This is a genomic window from Soonwooa sp. (assembly GCF_032062245.1).
Classification (GTDB): Bacteria; Bacteroidota; Bacteroidia; order Flavobacteriales; family Weeksellaceae; genus Soonwooa.
Genome location: NZ_DAMBQF010000002.1, coordinates 134,096 through 153,532, shown reverse-complemented (window position 1 = coordinate 153,532; position 19,437 = coordinate 134,096). Strand labels below are relative to the sequence as shown.

Below are 19,437 nucleotides of genomic sequence, written 5' to 3'. Positions count from 1 at the left end.
ATTATGTATTTTATACTTATCATCGTTTTAGCAATTGCTACTACAGTTTTTCTATTTATGCAACAACCGATTTTTGGTTCTAAATCTAAAGGTCGTCGCCTCGAAAGAATTAAAAAATCTGCAAACTTCCGAAAAGGACGTTTTCAAAATATAGAACATACGCCTAACTTCGGAGAAGGCTTTACACCCAAAAAAGTTATGTGGGATTTTTTAACACAAAAGGTTCCTAATAAAACGCCAAAACAAGCCATTCCTTCAAAAAAAACTGAATTAAAATCTCAAAATACTGATGACGAATTTTTAGTTTGGATGGGACATTCATCTTACTATTTTCAGGTTGATGGGACAAAGTTTCTGGTGGATCCAGTTTTTAGTGGCAACGCTTCGCCAATTGCAGGTACAACAAAATCTTTCAAAGGTTCGGATATTTATCAATCGGATGATTTTCCTGAGATCGATTATTTGATTATTACGCATGATCATTACGATCATTTGGATTATAAAACTTTAAAAAGTTTAAAACCAAAAATTAAGAAAATCATTTGTGGATTGGGTGTTGGTGCACATCTCGAACGTTGGGGATTTGCAGAAAACCAATTGATAGAACTGGATTGGTACGAAGATGCGGTTTTAGAAAAAAATATCCACATCACTTCTACCCCAGCCCGACATTTTTCTGGACGAGGCTTGAAAAGAGATATCAGTCTTTGGTCCTCTTTTGTTTTAAAATCTAATCGTCATAACATTTTTGTTGGTGGCGATAGTGGTTACGGAAAACATTTTAAAAACATTGGTGAAAAGTTCGGTTCTTTTGATTGGGCAATTCTCGAAAATGGACAATATAACGAGCGTTGGCATTACATCCACACTTTGCCGTCCGAAACTATAAATGTTATCGAAGATCTACAAGCCGAAAATGTTATCCCTGTTCATTCTTCAAAATTTGCTTTAGCCATGCATTCTTGGAAAGAGCCTTTAGAGAAAATTACAGAAAATAGTCAAGGCAAAAACTTTAAAATCTTCACACCAATGATTGGCGAAAAGGTGGATTTAAATAATAAAAATCAAGAATTTGCAGCTTGGTGGGCTTCTTAAAATTTTGTTAAAAAAGATTATCTTTGCCGAAATTTACAAAAAGCTCGATGAAGAGAATTTTTACTATTGTTTTTTTAAGTATTGCTACGTTTCTACTGGCTCAAAATAAGTATCAAAATCAATATTATTTCTACGAAAATAAAGGTCAAATTATTGACCAAAAGGCAAAGCCAAATCCTGAGGTTAAGTATCTTTTTAATTCCGCGGGATTAAATGTCCAAATCAAGAAAACTGGTTTTTCTTATGATGTCTATGAAGTTGAAAAAAAAGTATCAAAAAAGAAACAAGCAACTTCTGAAAATACCATTAATCCTAAGCTTCAGAAAAAGCAAAATCAAGAGGTCGAATATACTTCTAAATATCATCGTGTCGACATCAATCTCGTTAATGCCAACACTAATGTCCAAATTGAAGCTAACGGAAAATCGCCAGATTATGAGAATTATTACAATCTAGAGCACAACCCAAAAGGGGTTGAAAAAGTGCATCGTTATGAGCGAATTGTTTACAAAAATGTTTATAATAATGTTGATTTAGTATTTTTTAAACCTAAAGATTCTACAAAAACCGTAGAATATAATTTCTTAGTTCATCCAGGTGGAAAAGTATCAGACATCAAAATGAAATTTGAAGGTGCCAAAACCAAATTAAAAGATGGCAAACTCGCTATGGCACTCCGTTTTGGAGAAATGCAAGAAAACATTCCTAACTCTTGGATAGAACATTCTAATTCAAAACAAAACATTGTTGTTAATTTCAAAGATTTAGGAAATCAAACATTTGGTTTTGATTCTGAAGTTAACATTTCTGATAAAACCATTGTTATAGATCCTGTGCCAACAAGGATTTGGGGGAGTTTTTTTGGTGGAGATAATGATGATTCTGCTAGTTTTATGACAAAAGATCTTTTTGACAATGTAATATTTACTGGACTAACCTATAGTAGATCAAATCTTGCAACCACCGGGTCTTACATTAATAATCATTGGTCTACAAATCCGCATATATTTGAAGTTGATGGCTATTTGACGAAATTTGACAAAGATGGACAACGCCTATTTAGCACCTATTTGAGAAGTACAACAAATCGTGTAGCAATAGATAAAAACAATTATATTATTGTAACAGGGTCAACAACTTACGAAAACCATGGTACACCTGGAACATACAAAAGCGCTTTACCAGCCTCTGATGGATTTGATGGATTCATTATTAAGCTTAATCCTGGAGGTACAAGAATATGGGGAACCTATTATGGGGGTGAAGATGCCGAGATTTTATCAGCACTTTCAATTGACCAAAATAATGATATTGTAATTGGAGGCTCAACCAATAGTAAAACGAGAATATCAACAAACGGAACAAATGCAGGAAACGCCAGCAATCAGGTTTATGATGGTTTCATCGCAAAATTTTCTACAAGCGGACAGTTAATTTGGGGTTCATACTTTGGAGGAAGTTTACAAAATAAAATCACAGATCTTACAACTGACGAAAAAAATAATATCTACGCGGTTGGAACGACATTTAGCAATGACGGGATTAGTTTTGGAAATAGCTATCAAACCACTAAAGGCAAAGACTTTGATGCTTTTTTAGCATCCTTTTCATCCAATGGAAATATAATTTTTGGTACATATCTAGGAGGTGATGGAGAAGATGTCGCCTACAATATAAGTTATGGTAATGATAAAGTATTGTTATCAGGTATTACTTATAGTAAGACAGGTATTGCTACTTCTGATGGAGAGTATCCTCAATATCAAAATCAAGCTCCCAATGGTTATAATTCTTTTTATACACTATTTAGCACCAATGGTAGTATCATTAGAAGTTCATATTTTCCATCAACAATTACAAATGTAAAATCTTTATCCAATGGAGATTTCTATCTCGTAGGAATCGCAAGGAATGATGAGGTAAGATTCTCAACTACAAATGCTTATCAAAGAATAGTTTTAGGTTATAGCGATGCCTTCATTTCAAAATATAATGGCTTAAATTTTTCAAAAATATGGGCGACTTATTTTGGAGGCTCATCAACTGACTCAGGAAGTGATATTGCAATCAGTGAAGCATCAAAAACAATCTTTCTATGCGGATCAACTAGCAGTTCTGATCGAATTGGTACACCAGGAACATACATGCCAACTAACACTGCTTCCGCAGGAAAAGCATTTATTTCGAAGTTTAGTGATTGTATTAATAATCCTTTTGTCTCCTCAAATTCTCCAATTTGTGTTGGTAGTGGCATCGAACTAAAAGCGTCTGGCGGGACAAATTTTTCTTGGACTGGTCCTAATGGTTTTACATCCAGTCTGCAAAATCCCATTATCACGAATGCCACAACTGCAAATTCTGGCATTTATTATTGTCACATTACTGGGACTGGAGGTTGCGATGGTACTTATACAGTGACTGTTTTTGTTGGGGATAATGAAAAACCTATTCCTGACAATCCTAGTCTTCCAAAATTAACTGGTGATTGTAATTTTGTAGTGACACCAATTCCGACTGCGACAGACAAATGTGCAGGAAAAATTACAGCAACAACGACAGATCCTTTAAGTTATAGTCTTCCTGGTCTTTATACAATTACTTGGACATACAATGACGGAAATGGAAATACCGAAACACAAACCCAACTAGTAGAAATTACCGATCAACCGAGACCTACAGGAAATTCTCCACAAAAATTGTGCGCGATTAAGCATCCAAAAATTTCGGATATCCAAGTTGTTGGGACTAACCTAAAATGGTATGACGCGAGTGGTGCGATTTTACCAGTAAATACAGCCTTGGTTGATAATAAAAAATATTATGTCACACAAAATAGCGCCGGTTGTGAAAGTTCAAAACTAGAAATCTTGGTTAAAATTTCAGATCCTGTGGCACCATCTGGAAATTCCTTTCAAAACTTTTGTATTGGACAACATCCGACCTTAGCAGATATTGCACTTACAGGACAAAATATCAAATGGTATAATGCATCAAATATTTTATTAGCCCAAACAACTTCACTTATTGATGGCGAAACTTATTATGCAACACAAACAATTTCTAGTTGTGAAAGTATTAATAAATTAGCTGTAAAAGTTGCCGTTAATAATAGTAGTATACCTGCTAAAAATTATGTTGAACCTACATTTTGTAATGATACAACAGATGATTTTAAATTTATTAATTTAAACGATTATAGAACTAAATTAATTACTAATATAACCAGTTTACAATTCACTTTTTATGATAGTAACCATCAATTGGTGCCTGATTTTACAAAAGCCAAACTCAATATTGGGCATAACCTTTTTAATGTCGAAATTAAAAACACAGTTGGTTGTTCGCAATGGTTTACATTAGAATTTAATTTAAACAAAAAACCAAAACTGAGCCTTCCTCCCGAAGTTGAATTTTGTAGTGGCATCGATGCAGAACTTAATGCTGGCGACTGTGCAGGATGTACTTTCTCATGGAATACTGGCGAAACAACTCAAATTATTAAAACTCAAACTGAAGGCACATATTCGGTTACTATCACCACTGAAAAAACTTGTCAAAACTCGGCATCAGTCGTTGTTAAAAAAGCAAAACTTGCAACGATTAAAAATATCCAAATAGAAAATAATTTGGTAACAATTATAATGTCCGAAGCTGGCAATTATCTATATTCTGATGATAATATCAACTGGCAAACCTCTAACCAATTTAAATTAGAAAACGGAAATTACACCATCTATGTTAAAACAAAAGCGGGATGCATAATCGACCAACGTACAATTAGTATTTTCGAAATCCCAAATAGTTTTTCCCCGAATGCTGATGGTATTAACGACACTTGGAAAATTAAAGGTTTAGAAAATTATAAAGATTCTCAAGTCATTGTTTTGGATCGATTTGGTAAGAAGCTTTTCGAAACCAAAGTTAATGGCATTTTTGAATGGAACGGAAAAATCAATGGACATCCATTGCCAACAGATACATATTGGTACATCATTAATGTTAGTGATGGCCGAAGTTTCAAAGGATTTTTGGTTTTAATAAATCGAAATTAATTTTAATTAAAAAAAACAGCGCCTCAAAATTGAAGCGCTGTTTTGTTATATTTCTGAAATTTATTATTGGAATAAATCTTCTTCTACTGGTTTTTCAACAGGATACTTTTCTGTGAAACATCCAAAACAATGATTCTTAGATCCTAAAATATCTTGCAAATTAGGAACAGACAAAAACTCCAAACTATCAACTTCTAGATAATCTCTAAGTTCATCTTTGGTCATATTTGCTGAGATTAAATCATCTTTAGTCGGCGTATCGATTCCTAAAAAACAAGGCGCAATAATTGGTGGGGAAACACTTCTAAAGTGAATTTCCTTAACACCTGCTTTTTTCAAAATTTTAACCAGACGTTTGGACGTTGTTCCTCTAACAATCGAGTCGTCGATAATCACAACACACTTGTCTTTAATTTCGGAAACAATTGGATTTAATTTAAGATTAACATAATGCTCGCGCATCTCTTGCGACGGAATAATAAATGATCTCCCGATATAACGATTCTTGATCAACACTGGACGGAAAGGGATTCCCGAAGCTTTCGCAAAACCAATTGCAGCAGGAACACCAGAATCTGGAACACCAATCACTACATCCGCTTCAACAGGCGCTTGTTCCCAGATTTTCATACCTGATTTCTCACGAACTTCGTGCACATTGATGCCTTCCAACATCGAGTCTGGACGCGCAAAATAAATATATTCGAAAGAGCAAATTCTGTTTGTGCAATTTTCTTTAACCAAATAAGATTGAAGTCCTTTTTCGTTATCGCTTGTATAGACGATTTCGCCTGGAAGAATATCACGCACATATTGTGCACCAACACCATCCAAAGCACAAGATTCTGATGCCACAACAAAAGTTTTTTCGTCAATCGCTCCTAAAACCAAAGGTCGAATACCGTTAAAATCACGGAACGCAAAGAATTTATTTCGAGTAACACCAACTACAGAATAAGCACCTTCAATCTTTTCCATCGTCGCTTTAATCGCACCACGAAGTCCAAGATCTAGGTTTTTCTGAATTAATCTTAAAATAACCTCAGAATCCGAAGTCGCACGGAACACCACACCTTCTTCCTCCAACTCTTTTTTGAGTTGTTTGGCGTTGGTCAGATTTCCGTTGTGCGCGATGGATAAGATAATTTGATCATATTCGTTCTTTGCAAAGAAAGGTTGATAATTGTATTTTTTTTTGTCGCCCGCTGTCGTGTAACGCGTGTGACCGATAACACAATTTCCCATGAAAGTTTCGGGATTTTCGATGGTTTTAAAAACATCCAAAACCAAACCTTCATCTTTTATAGAATACATTTTCCCATCGTTACCAACGGTAATTCCGCAAGCTTCTTGCCCACGATGTTGCAATGCAAAAAGTCCAAATTGTGATAACGAAAATGTGTCTGTATTTTCGTCGGAAACCAAACCAAAAATCCCGCATTCTTCTTCCATTTTGTCAAACGGATAAGCGCCAGCTTCTGGTTCTTGATTTTTTAATTCTTCGAATTCGTTATAGCGATTCTGAAACGCATATTTTGGTAACGAACTGAAGTTTTGAAATTGTAAATTCATTTTTTAATTTCTATAGAACTTATGAATTAACTGCTTTTTGTAATCGATCATATATCTCTTCATAAGCTTCTGTAACTTCTCCAAGATCTCTTCTGAAACGGTCTTTGTCCAACTTCTTCATCGTATCTTTATCCCAAAGACGACAAGTATCTGGTGAGATTTCGTCTGCTAAAACGATTTTTCCGTCCGAAGTTTTTCCCAATTCGATTTTAAAATCGACAAGGATAATATTCATTTTATCAAATAGCGCAATCAACAATTGGTTGATTTTGTCCGTTAAAGCGTACATTTCTTTAAGTTCATCATAAGATGCAGCGCCCAAAAATACAGCGTGATGATCGTTGATTAGCGGATCTCCTAACTCGTCTTTTTTGTAGCAAAGATCAAAAATAGTCACTGGCGATTTAAGACCTTCTTCAACACCAAGACGTTGCGCCATACTTCCCGCAACATAGTTACGCACCACCATTTCCAACGGAATAATGTCCACTTTTTTCACCAATTGCTCGATATCACCAAGCTTTTCGATAAAGTGTGTCGGGATTCCATTTTTTGCTAAATATTCGAAAATTAAAGTTGAAATAGCATTGTTTAATTCGCCTTTTCTAGCGAAAGAACCACGCTTTTGTGCATTGAAAGCTGTTGCATCATCTTTGTATCTTACAATAACCTCATCTGCTTTGTCTGTTGCGAAAACCTGTTTTGCTTTACCTTCATAAAGCATTTCTTTCTTTTCCATTTATTCTTTTTACTTTTTTACTTTTAATTTATTTCTATACAAATTTACGGAAATAATTGGTTTAAATCTGAACCAAAATTCCCGTTAAGATTGCGATTCCAAAACTTAATAAAGTCCCTATTAATACATATTCTGTCAGTTTCCGTTGTTTAGCTTGTGCCAAATCGCTAAATCTAAAAACCGACTTCGCCGCAATCATAAAACCCACACCTTCCCAATGATTAACAACTATAAAAACGAAAACCATTAATCGTTCCAAAATTCCAATATATTTGCCTGCGTTGGCTAAAGAATCTGTCTGAACGGAATCTTTATCTTGCGGATTGGGCGTCCAAAAACTTATCATTAATTTAATAATAATCGAACAAGGCGTCGTTAGGAAAACAGCTGCTGTAAAGAGTTTGAGATTGATTTCATTAAAGATAATACTCCAATCTATATTTTGTTGAATGATTAAACTTAAAGCAATTATTACTGCAATATGTAAAAATTGGTCGATGAAAAACCATAATCGTTTATTTTTAGGTTTTTGAAACTGAAGTTTCGCGGCATCAATTACAAAATGTGTCGCGCCAACAACCAATGCAATCCACCAATAATTGAGATTCCAAAGAAATACGAAACTCAAAATTGTGTGCACCAATACATGAATGTACAAATATAGACTTGCTAATTTTTTTTGCTCTTTATCGTTAACCCACGCATTTGGCTGGAAGACGAAATCTCCGAGTAAATGAGCCAATATGAGTGGTAAAAAAATCATTTTTGCTGAGAGATTAGTTGTCGATAATAAGCTTCGGTTTCCATCAAAAGATCGTAGTTAGCGCGTTTTAGACGTTGGCTAATGGAGGATTGTGTCAAGTTAAGTAACTTCGCAGCTTCGTCTTGGTTGATGTCTTTTTTATTTAAAAACAAATCAACGATTTCTGCCGACATCACACTCCAACTATCAACGGTTAAACTCACCCATTTAAAAATCAGATTAAGTTGAGCATCGAGTTCTGGCTTTTCTGACGCGATATGAAGATTTATTTTTTCGGCTTTTATACGTTCAAGATTACGTCCAGAATTGACAAAAGCGCTGCCGTTACTTTGTGACACTTTATCAGCGACAAAATTTTGATCTCCCAAACCAATCGAAATACGAACGTCTAAATCCTGGATTTTTTTGATGCCAGCTTTTATTTTTAAAAACTCTAGAAAAGCATCTTCAGCATTTGGAATAAGATACTGAAACTCGTCGCCGCGGTAGTTTTCCCATTCTTGCGAAGTTTTCCCTTCAAAAATCTCTTGCAAAGCTTTGTACCAAACTTCTGCCCCGAATTTTTGAGAGTCAATAATATCGCCTGTGATTACCGCTTTCATAATGCAAATATAATAAAAATCGCTAATATTTTAAAATATAATACAAAAAGCTTATAAATTAAAACATTAGCGAAAAACATTATAATCAATAAATATTAGCAAAATAACTTATATTTATAACATATTAGCGAAATAGCTTATCTCTTAATAAACTGCTGAACTTTGTCATCCAATTTTAAGAAATACACACCAGCAGACAGATTAGCGACATTTAAAGAAGCATTTTTAGCATTCAAAGTTCCTGATTTCACCAATCTTCCCATAGAATCTAAAATCTGGAAATTAGCAATAACATGATCTGATTTAACATTCAAAATATCTGAAACTGGATTTGGATAGATGCTTGTGTTCGCCAATAAACTAACATTTTGTGATGCCAAGGATCCTAAATTTTGACAATAATCTTTTGGATAAGATTGCCACTCTGCGTCATCATAAGTTTTGGTCGGATTTTTAACACTTGCCAAACGGTATAAAGATTTATCCGTATTCGTATTATCCATTCCTTTATTACCAATCGCATCAACAGGAAAATTTTTGTAGTTAAGCTCTACATAATTATAACCCGAAAATGTCAAAGCTGGCGACGCCGATTGGAATCTTGCATTTTCTGTTGGATAACACGACAAAGTGGCATTAGGATTAATTGCGACAAAACTTTGACCATGCGGCAGAATTCCTTCTAATTCTAGTGGCTTTTCAAAATAATAGTTTGTACCACTTTTATATTGCGCAGATAAACGATAATTTTTGAGATCGATATCGTGTCCAGTAAGGTTTTTAATTTCTAAAGCACGATTATTAGACGTCCCCTCGATATATTTATCAATCATCAAATCGCTCGCATAGGCATCATTTTCCAAAGTCGTTATTGACAGCATATTACTTTGAGAACTTTTCAAATAAGCATTATTATATGCAATAACGCTGAAGTTATAAGTCGTTAACGGTGTTAAACGATCGGCAACATATTTATTAGAAGAAGTTTTACCGATTAAAGTTCCGTCTTGGTAAACTTCGTAACCGATAACCGTTGGATCTTGACTTGGTGTCCATTGCAAACTAGCAAAATACGCAGAAGTTTTGGTTGTTACTAAATCCGAAACCGCTTGTGGCGCAGTTGTCGCAATAGTTTGATTCCAAATTGAATTAACCCATTCTGGGTGATCGATAAAAGGATTTCTATTTTTCTGAATTTGATAAACGTAATTGTTACGATCAATTTCTTTTTGCGAAACAGGATCTAGATTATGCCAATTAATCAACATCTGGATGTACCATTTTTCGAAAGCTTGCTCCTCGCTACCATTCAAAGGGTTTTGATCTTTTGTAGGATCTGCGGTTGTATCAAAATTAAAACTGCCCAACTTACCTTCATAACGAACAGCAAAATAAAGTAAAGACCTAGCTATATCACCTTTAAACTCGTTAATTGGTTCGTAAACTCGACCTGTATAAGTTGCGTTTGGTACTGCAATATTACCAATTTTTGAAGTATTCGTAAAAGTATGAAAAATTGTTGATCCCACTGTTCCGTACGGATAATTACTTCTCAACTGATTGATTCTTGCATCCGTCGGAATCACAAAAAATAAATCCGAATACATTGGATAATTGCTATTGAAGGAACTTTGAGGCATAACATGCTCACGATTCCAGCCAAGACCTTCGGCATTAGCGGAGCCAATCATTTGACTAAAATTGTATACATAAGCATCTGGACCAGTCGGAATTTCAGAATACATATCCAACAAACTTTCATCCTTTTCGTAATAACGATCTACATCTGTCGTCGCATAGAACGTTTGCAAATCACCATAATTCCAACTAATAGGTTTGGCAGAAATAATGTCGTGTAGTTTTGATTTTAATTGATAACCAGAAAGATTTTCGGTACCATTGTAATAATCACCTGTTTGACCAAAAAACAAACTTGGTAGAATTAATAATCCAAAATAAAGTTTTTTCATACTCTAAAATTATAAGGGCGCTAAAGATAAATAATTATCTATTGCAAAACTGAAACACATTATTAATATATTATTAAAAGCTAATAAACTAACTGCTAATACTTTAATAAGTAAACCTTAAGCATTAAAAAGAAAAATTTTGTCTCCTTTCTAAATTAAGTTATATTTGGGTCTCAATAAATTAATATGGACAGCACAACTATGGACAACTTAAAAATGGTCGCTGAAACGGCTAGAGAATTTGCAGAAAAAAATATCCGCCCAAATATTATGGAATGGGACGAAAGTCAAACTTTTCCAAAAGATCTATTCCACCAACTAGGCGAAATGGGATTTATGGGAATTATTATTCCTGAACAATACGGAGGTTCTGGACTTGGATATCACGAGTATGTAGCAATTTTAGACGAAATTTCTCAAGTTGATCCATCAATTGGACTGTCTGTAGCAGCGCACAATTCTCTTTGTACTAACCACATCTACGAATTCGGGAACGAAGAACAACGTATGAAATGGCTTCCACAACTAGCTTCAGGTAAAGTTATCGGTGCTTGGGGACTTACAGAGCACAACACAGGATCTGACTCGGGAGGGATGTCAACGACTGCTGTTAAAGATGGTGACGAGTGGGTTATCAATGGTGCTAAAAACTTCATCACACACGCAATTTCTGGTGATATTGCTGTTGTTATGACAAGAACAGGAGAAAAAGGCGCTAAAAATAATTCTACAGCTTTCGTTTTAGAAAAAGGAATGCCAGGTTTCTCTTCTGGTAAAAAAGAAAATAAATTAGGAATGCGCGCATCAGAAACAGCTGAGCTTATTTTTGATAATGTACGTGTACCAGATTCTCACAGATTGGGCGAAGTTGGAGAAGGTTTCAAACAAGCGATGAAAATCTTGGATGGTGGTAGAATTTCTATCGCTGCCTTATCTTTAGGAATTGCGAGAGGCGCTTACAAATCTGCTCTTAAATACGCTAAAGAAAGACAACAATTCGGGAAAGCGATTGCAGAATTCCAAGCGATTAATTTTATGTTAGCTGATATGGCAACAGAAATCGATGCAGCGGAACTTTTGATTCAAAGAGCTTCAACTTTAAAAATGGCTAAAAAACCAATGACTAAAGAAGGCGCAATGGCAAAACTTTATGCATCTGAAGCTTGTGTAAGAATCTCTAATAACGCGGTTCAAATCTTCGGTGGTTACGGTTATACTAAAGACTTCCCAGCTGAGAAATTCTACAGAGATTCTAAACTTTGTACAATTGGTGAAGGGACTTCAGAAATCCAAAGATTGGTTATCGGAAGAGATATCACAAAATAGAAATACATTTTTTATCTACGAGTATTGATTTATAATTCTATGATTGTAAACTGAAACCAAAAGATTTTAAATAAAAATAAAGACCGGAAAATTGTTTCGGTCTTTTTCTTTGCACCTTAATCATTATATTTGCTTAAACTTTTATAAAAAAATGGACAAAATAGATAGCTTGAACCAAGTAGGAGAATTCCATAAAACCTTTAAAGCTCCAATTTTGGACACGCCACAAATCCCATCAAAAGAGCGTTGTGAGTTAAGAGTAAGTCTTTTGCAAGAAGAACTTAACGAGCTAAAACAAGCGATTGCTGATAATGATTTGGTAGAAATTGCAGATGCACTTTGCGACCTTCAATATGTACTTTCTGGCGCGGTTTTAGAATTCGGAATGGGTGACAAATTTGTGGAACTTTTCAACGAGGTACAACGTTCTAACATGTCAAAAGCTTGCTCTACAGAGGAAGAAGCAGAAGCAACAGTCAAAAATTATCAAGACAAAGGTGTTGATGTTTTCTTCGAAAAATCGGGCGAAAAATATAATGTTTATCGTAAAGAAGACAACAAAGTCTTGAAAAGCATCAACTACTCCCCTGCTGACCTTAAGTCTATTCTGTCTTAATTAAAAAACAAAAAGATGATAAAATCAATTTCAAAACTAATGTTATTTGGCGCTTTAGCATTAAGCATACAAAGTTGTATCGCACAAAAAGTTGTCGTTAACCGCGAAGTCGACACACAGTCTGACGGCAAAATTTTATTAGGCGAACAGACTTTGGAACAGTTTAAAAAAGAACCATTTTCGGATTGGTATGACAAAGAATACAACGATTACAAAATAGATGAAGAAAGCTTAAAAGCGCTTAAAAAAGAGAAGGTTTCGGGTTATTCTTACATCGTATTTTTAGGAACTTGGTGTGGCGATAGTCATCGAGAATTCCCTCGTTTTATGAAAATTATGGATGCAGCGGGTGTTAATCATAACAAAATCCAAATTATCGCTGTTAATCGCAAAAAGGAATCTCCAAATGGTGAAGAAGGACTTTTTAACATCCAAAGAGTACCTACTTTTATCGTTAAAAAATATGGAAACGAAGTTGGCAGAATTATTGAATATCCTGAATCTGGGTTCTTGGAAAAAGATCTCTTAAATATTTTAAAAAAGAAAGGTCAAACCAAATTAGCACCAGAGGTTAATGAAAAATATTAATACAATATTATCTTTTGTGGTTGGAATTCTTCTAACCATTTTTTGTCTATTAGCGTGGAAAGGCTGCCACAAAGAAGAAGCGGCGGTCATCAATAAAGATTATTATCTACTAACCAACCAAATCACCAAAATGAACAAAATGGTGGTTATGGAACAGGATTTTTCTAGCTTCCAAACGCATAAAAGCAAGGCTTTTTCGATTGGTGGTTATGATGTTCTTCCAAAAGAAATGGTGCTTTACACCACTGCAAAAGCGCAGGTTTCTTACGACTTAAAAAAGATGAAAATAGATGTCGACACTGTTAATAAAAAATTGGTTATCGATGCGCTTCCACAAGCGGATATAAAAGTTTTTCCTGATGTTAAAATCCACTTTATGGACGATTACGCCATCAACCGTTTTAGCCAAGCTGATATCAATGGCATTATGGATTCTGCGAAGAAAAACATGGAGAAAAACATTGATTATACCAAACTAAAACAAGAAGGTAACAAACAGTTGATCGATAATCTTAACGAGATTTTTGTTCTCGCAAAAGCACTCAATTATAAAATTGAAGACCGAACTAACACAATCAAACTTCCTGATTTATAAAACAAAAAGTCCCGAAATTTCGGGACTTTTTGTTATGTTTAAAATTAATTTGTTTATAAAATTTCGCAGGTTAATCCACGTTCGGACAACATTTGATTCATTGGTTTTAACAAATCCAAATCGCCAGTTTTCACTGTACATTTCCCTTTGTAATGCACTAACATTGTACATTGTTCGGCTTGTTCTAACGTATGTTTACAAATCTCAATAAGGCAATCCGTTACAAAATCGAATGTATTAACATCGTCATTATATAAAACCAACTTATAGATTTCATCTTCTTTTTCCAAAACCAAAACGTCTTTTTCGTACTGGCGTTGCGGTTTATCAAAAGAATCGTGATTATAGATTTTCATTTTTTAAAATTTAAAATTTCATTTAAAACCATAAAAAAGCAAAATAGTTTTATTTAAATATTATTGAAACTTAGTTCTCAAAAAAACGTTAGTTTACAATAAATCTTTTTGGTTTAAAATTATTAAGCTTCCACATCAAAATCTGGCTCGTGCGGTGTGTAGATGAGTTCGACAACTTCTACACTTTTATTTTGCATTTTCAGAATTTTGATATGATAATCGTTACAATCAAACTCTTGGTTTTCCTCTGGAATATCCTCTAGCTCTTTCAAGATAAATCCAGCTAAAGTGTTATAATCTGCTTCTTCTGAAGCTGGGAAAGGTTTTGGTAAAAACTCATTAATTTCTTCCAAAGGCTGCGTCGCTTGCACCCAATACACATTGTTTGCAACTTCATCAACGATTTTCTCTTCTTCATCTTCCTCATCTTGGATTTCGCCAACCAATTCTTCCAAAATATCTTCCAACGTGATAATACCTTCTGTACCACCAAACTCATCAATAACAACTGCTAAATGTTGTTTTTTCTGTTGGAAAATTTTAAGCAAATCCGATATTTTTTTACTACCAACCACAAAGTAAGCTTCACGCATCAATCGTTTAAGATCATCATGCGACAATTCGCCTTTGCTTTTGATATATTCTCGGATAATTTCTTTAGTATAAAAAATACCAATAATATTATCGATGGAGCCTTCATAGACAGGGATACGAGAATATCCACTTTCCATTAATTGGTTGATAATCTCTTCGCGATCGTCCTCGATATCTACAGAAACGATGTTCTGTCTTGGAATCATAATTTGTTTTGCGTTATGATCTGTAAAGTCAAAAGCGTTTTTGATAATCTCGTAGTTCTCCTCTTGGATTTCGCCACTGTCGGCACTTTGCTTTACTAAAAGTTGCAATTCTTCGGTTGAGTGAATATCTTGATCCGTTGCTGGATTGATGTTGATTAATCGTAAAAAACCATTTGATAATGAATTCATTAACCAAATAAATGGTTTGAAAATATTATAAAACAAACGAAGTGGCGTTGCAATGAAGAAAGTTGTAGGTTCGGACTTACGAATCGCAATAGATTTCGGAACTAATTCTCCAAAAACAATGTGCATAATTGTAATTAACATAAAACTACAAACAACTGAAATTGTTGTAATGGTTGTCTGAGAAATGTCTAAACCAAAATAATGAAAAGCATCTTCGATAATATGATGCAAAGCACTTTCTCCTACCCAACCTAAAGCTAGTGAAGCGAGGGTAATACCAAGCTGCGTCGCTGATAGATACTCATCAAGATGCTTGATGATGTGTTCGGCTTGTTTTGCCATTTTGTTACCTTCCGCCGCTTTTAGCTGGATTTGAGAGTAACGTACTTTAACGATTGAAAATTCTGCGGCTACGAAAAAGCCATTGAGTAGCACTAATAATAGCGCAATAAGAAGTTTGACTAAACTATCGGGGTCCATTTAGAATTTTAAAAATATTTTGGCAAAGATAGTTAAAAAATTGATTGTAGAAGTTTTGAAACCAAATGGTTGATGAAATTAAATTTCAACTCATTATGGTTTTTTTTAGAACTTAACAAAAATTCAGAGCACAATAAAAAAAGGAATCCGTTTCTCAACGAATCCCCTTTCATTATTATGTAAAAAACTTCTCAAAATACTAATTGATACTTTCTTTGCCGGTAGTTTTTGCTTTGTTCTGAACAGATTTTGGTTTAGGTTGTTCAAGGCTGCCTCCAGAATTTTGTACAGCTTTTTGATTTGCTGATACTTTAGTTTTTGAACTCAAAGATCCTTCATCACTCTTCGAACTGTTAAAGTTGATTCCTCTGTTTTCAGGAAATTTATAGGCTTTTGGTTCGATGTATTTCCCAATCATGTTCGCAGGCTTTGCTTCTTCGGCTTTCAAGGTATTAACATTTTGCATGTAAGGATCGTTTCGTACCCCCTTCACTTCCCAGCTTACTTCGACATTAGGTTGATTGGTACTGATTTCGAATTGGTTGTCGGATATTTTTTTAGAAATAATTGCCTGTGCAAAAGTTCCGATCACTGTTAACTGATATCTGAAATCCTTATTGATGGTACCAAAATAATCTGGTAATTTTACGGTTGCTTTCCCGTTTGCATCAGTTTTTGCATTTCCACTGTAGATATTCAGAACTTCGTTGCTCTCTATTGAAAAATGGCGAAGAATTTTGTTTTCAGGATCTAATGGGTGATCAATTGTAAACGCTTTTACTCCTGTTGCTGTGAAATTTCCTCCCACATGAAGACGAGCAGTTGGTGTACTCATGTTAATTCCCACATTTCCCGTGGTATTTTCAATAGTTAATCTTTCACCACCACCTTCTAATTCAAAAACTTGCAGGTTGTCGTTTGCGGGATTATTTCTAATATTCCATTGTCTTACACCATTTTTTGCAAAACGCAGTGCTGCATCTCCATTAAAAGCATCAATATCTATTAAAGAGTAACTTGAGGTGGATTTGTTTCTAATTCCGGTTAAACCTCCATGTACAACATCTAGTTTATAGCTTGGTAAATTCGTACCAATACCAACTGCGCTGCCATCATCACTTATTTGTGAATCTCCCAGCTGTGTTCCAGTTGGTGAAAATTTAGAAATTTTATTCACGGTTCCTGAAATTCCTGCAACAGATTGTGCAGTTTTTGCGCTCAATGCATAAGGAACACTTAATAGTTGAGAAGTTGATATAAGTGAATAAGCAGTTCCGCCGTTCGGATCAATTTCCGTTTTTACAAAATAGGGACCTGTGTTCCAGTTAATTCCAGCTAAAGTGCCGGTAATTGGAGTTCCAGAACCAATTTGCAAAGTAAGTAGACCGTTTGCATTTGTCGTTGGATTTGGGGTGAATGATTCCTGGTAAACCACAGTTCCAGATGCGGAAGTTTGCAAAATGCTTACTTTCACCCCGATACTTTTATTAGCGGCAAGTGCATTTCCTGCGCCTCTTACGATCGCTTGATAACTAATGAGATTCGGTGATTGCGCATAAATTCCTTGGAAAAGCAAAAGAATAAAAATCGCAAGCACTTTAAGAGTAAAATTTTTCATGGTTATGTTGTTTTTAGTTGTTATTTTTTAATGATTTGGTAAATTACTTTTTGATGATTTTAAATGTTTTCAACACGACATTTTCAGCTGAAACTTTCAAGATATATATTCCCGAAGGACTTTGCTGCAAATCAATTTGTGACTCTTTGCTTTGAATTTTAGCATTTCTAATCATTTTTCCAGACGTGTCGAAAAGTTCATAAGAGGAACTTCTTTTGGCAAAATCTGCAAAATTCAAGAATAGAATGGATGAGGTGGGATTGGGATAGACTTTCATTTCTAGAACAATCGAAGGATTATCGTCAACGCCCAAATTCGAAATTTCGTAAGCTTGATGAACGCCTTCCGTTGCAGAAAAGGTGCTTGTAAAAGTACTTTTAGTAAAAGCTTGACCAATCGAAAAAGCGATACTTCCAGATGCGCCATTGGTACTGCCACCACTAGCGTTGAACGATTGTTGCGCAATTCCTTTAGAAGAAATCAATAGCACAATCATTATTAATAATTGTTTTTTTTTCATGGGTTAATTTTTAAAAGTTTAAATAAATTCTAGCATCTTTCATCCTTTTCACAAACCTGAATTGATTGTTGAAATTTCATTAATGAAAACTCGTAGAATGATTTAGAAAGTCGCTGCAGATTGAGATTAAACTATTTTTCAGCTTTAACTTAACCGCTTCTGCAGCGACACACAATAGTCGAATCCGAAGACTCATAATGAAAACATTACTTCTCAATGATTAACTTCTTCGTCACTTCGCTGCCGTCTTCTAGTTTTATTTTTAGATTAACGACACTTGTAGAAGCTTGAATCTTGAATTCATGGTTATCAGTTGTTTTTAGTTTTAAAAGTTTCCCGCTAAAGTCAAAGGCTTGAACAGACAATACTTTTTTGTCAGACTCAATTTTGAAATCATCTTTAACAGGATTTGGAACGATTCGCACGCCTTTCATATCCAGCATTTGGTTACCTACGGCTAACGTACTGTAACAAGTTGTTGACTTTAATCCGTATACAGAATTGTTGACAATATCATTTCCATAAGTGGTTAGGTTAGCAAACATACCTGTTGTTGTCACTTGACGTTGCGCTGCACAATCTTTATAATAACTCCAAGCCAACCATCCGATGCCATATTCGCAGGCTTTTGTCAAAACTCGTTTATAAATATGATTGATATCCGTATCTCCACAAGCATTAGCATCCTGAATATTCGCAATTTCACCTAGAAAGAAATAATATGGACTATTTTTCATTTCCAACATTTTAGCATCAATTGCTGCATTGTTATTTGCATAACCTACCCAATAAGTGTGCGCAGAAAAAATGACATTTTTAAGATTATCGGCATTGTAAATAGTCGCTGCAGAATTGTTAACCAAGGTAGTAGACGCCATACCACAATCTGGCGCATCGATCATAATTGGGACTTTATAACCTTCTGTTCTTAAGCTAGCAACTGCTGCTGCATAATTGTTAGTAAAATCTGTTGTGTTACCACCCCAAGCGGTATCATTCCCAAACTCGTTGGCGATGTTAATAATCACACGATCTTGGCGCGCATTTATAATATTTTTGATGGCAGTTTGTTTCCAAAAACTCATAATCTTGTTGTTGAAAGTTGGCCAATCATTAGAACAAGTTAGATCATGAATTTCCAAAATTGTGTAAAGTCCTTTACTAGTGCAATAATCGATAAATGCTGCTAATTTTCCGTTGTCAATATAAGATTGTAATGTTCCTGGTGCATTTACATCTCTCCAATGCACACCATTGGTATTCCAAGGTATTCTGATAGCATTGGCTCCAGTTTTTACAAACTCGTTAATTTTGGTTTGGTAAGTGGAAGCCACGTTAAAGTCTACATCGCCATCATCCAAGATTGAATAATTCATTCCCTTTAGGATGAGAGGTGTGCCGTTGGCTGTTTTTAAAGTTTTGCCTTCAACTTTTAGATACTGTGCTTGGGAAAATGCAAACACTATCATCGCAGCAAATAATGTAATTTTTGTTTTCATAATTAATATTTTATTTGTTTTATGATAATCCAAATGTCAACATTAATCTGTAAGTAT

16 protein-coding genes are annotated in these 19,437 nt (G+C 34.7%); 6 read left to right on the top strand and 10 right to left on the bottom strand.

The annotated features are described in order from the left end of the window. Positions 1–3 precede the first annotated feature (3 nt). Both RT037_RS02480 and RT037_RS02475 read left to right on the top strand, forming a co-directional pair. On the top strand, positions 4–1,095 hold the full coding sequence (locus RT037_RS02480) for an MBL fold metallo-hydrolase (RefSeq protein WP_313027918.1): 1,092 nt from the start codon (positions 4–6) through the stop codon (positions 1,093–1,095). A gap of 47 nt (positions 1,096–1,142) precedes the next feature. Then, on the top strand, positions 1,143–5,147 hold the full coding sequence (locus RT037_RS02475; protein ID WP_313027915.1) for a T9SS type B sorting domain-containing protein: 4,005 nt from the start codon (positions 1,143–1,145) through the stop codon (positions 5,145–5,147). 63 nt (positions 5,148–5,210) lie between these two features. Here the strand turns inward: RT037_RS02475 and purF are convergent, their stop codons facing one another. The 5 genes from purF to RT037_RS02450 all read right to left on the bottom strand — a co-directional run bounded on the left by purF (position 5,211) and on the right by RT037_RS02450 (position 10,793). Next, a complete protein-coding gene (gene purF / locus RT037_RS02470; RefSeq protein ID WP_409529538.1) occupies positions 5,211–6,719 on the bottom strand; it encodes an amidophosphoribosyltransferase in 1,509 nt (502 codons plus the stop codon). A gap of 19 nt (positions 6,720–6,738) precedes the next feature. Then, positions 6,739–7,458, bottom strand: coding sequence for a phosphoribosylaminoimidazolesuccinocarboxamide synthase (gene purC, locus RT037_RS02465; protein WP_312323207.1), 720 nt, complete (start codon positions 7,456–7,458; stop codon positions 6,739–6,741). A 61-nt stretch (positions 7,459–7,519) separates the two neighbouring features. Then, a complete protein-coding gene (locus RT037_RS02460) occupies positions 7,520–8,221 on the bottom strand; it encodes a DUF3307 domain-containing protein (protein ID WP_313027912.1) in 702 nt (233 codons plus the stop codon). Further along, the gene (locus RT037_RS02455; RefSeq protein WP_312322167.1) at positions 8,218–8,823 is read right to left on the bottom strand and encodes a SatD family protein; all 606 of its coding nucleotides are present in this window, start codon (positions 8,821–8,823) and stop codon (positions 8,218–8,220) included. The genes RT037_RS02460 and RT037_RS02455 overlap by 4 nt, the downstream gene beginning before the upstream one ends. Before the next feature lie 137 nt (positions 8,824–8,960). Then, complete coding sequence (locus tag RT037_RS02450) at positions 8,961–10,793, bottom strand: endonuclease (protein WP_312322165.1); 1,833 nt, start codon at positions 10,791–10,793, stop codon at positions 8,961–8,963. 201 nt (positions 10,794–10,994) lie between these two features. Here RT037_RS02450 and RT037_RS02445 point away from each other — a divergent pair, with 201 nt between their 5' ends. From RT037_RS02445 to RT037_RS02430, 4 genes are all read left to right on the top strand, one after another. Continuing rightward, positions 10,995–12,119 (top strand): acyl-CoA dehydrogenase family protein, encoded by a 1,125-nt coding sequence (locus tag RT037_RS02445; RefSeq protein WP_313027908.1) that lies wholly within the window; start codon positions 10,995–10,997, stop codon positions 12,117–12,119. Between the two features lie 151 nt (positions 12,120–12,270). After that, entirely contained in the window at positions 12,271–12,735 is a 465-nt protein-coding gene (locus tag RT037_RS02440; protein WP_313027906.1) for a nucleoside triphosphate pyrophosphohydrolase family protein, read from the top strand. 15 nt (positions 12,736–12,750) lie between these two features. Then, complete coding sequence (locus RT037_RS02435; RefSeq protein ID WP_313027904.1) at positions 12,751–13,323, top strand: thioredoxin family protein; 573 nt, start codon at positions 12,751–12,753, stop codon at positions 13,321–13,323. After that, positions 13,310–13,918 carry a DUF4230 domain-containing protein gene (locus tag RT037_RS02430; RefSeq protein WP_313027901.1) on the top strand — a complete coding sequence of 203 codons (609 nt, stop codon included), beginning with the start codon at positions 13,310–13,312 and terminating at the stop codon, positions 13,916–13,918. The genes RT037_RS02435 and RT037_RS02430 overlap by 14 nt, the downstream gene beginning before the upstream one ends. Before the next feature lie 53 nt (positions 13,919–13,971). Here RT037_RS02430 and RT037_RS02425 read toward each other — a convergent pair whose 3' ends face one another. From RT037_RS02425 to RT037_RS02405, 5 genes are all read right to left on the bottom strand, one after another. Beyond that, positions 13,972–14,274 carry an ATP-dependent Clp protease adaptor ClpS gene (locus RT037_RS02425; protein ID WP_313027898.1) on the bottom strand — a complete coding sequence of 101 codons (303 nt, stop codon included), beginning with the start codon at positions 14,272–14,274 and terminating at the stop codon, positions 13,972–13,974. 122 nt (positions 14,275–14,396) lie between these two features. Further along, positions 14,397–15,743 (bottom strand): hemolysin family protein, encoded by a 1,347-nt coding sequence (locus RT037_RS02420; RefSeq protein ID WP_079666357.1) that lies wholly within the window; start codon positions 15,741–15,743, stop codon positions 14,397–14,399. A 199-nt stretch (positions 15,744–15,942) separates the two neighbouring features. Then, complete coding sequence (locus RT037_RS02415) at positions 15,943–17,361, bottom strand: hypothetical protein (RefSeq protein WP_313027894.1); 1,419 nt, start codon at positions 17,359–17,361, stop codon at positions 15,943–15,945. Positions 17,362–17,404: 43 nt separating this feature from the next. Beyond that, a complete protein-coding gene (locus RT037_RS02410; RefSeq protein WP_313027892.1) occupies positions 17,405–17,881 on the bottom strand; it encodes a T9SS type A sorting domain-containing protein in 477 nt (158 codons plus the stop codon). 206 nt (positions 17,882–18,087) lie between these two features. Next, a complete protein-coding gene (locus tag RT037_RS02405; protein WP_313027890.1) occupies positions 18,088–19,380 on the bottom strand; it encodes a cellulase family glycosylhydrolase in 1,293 nt (430 codons plus the stop codon). Positions 19,381–19,437 lie beyond the last annotated feature (57 nt).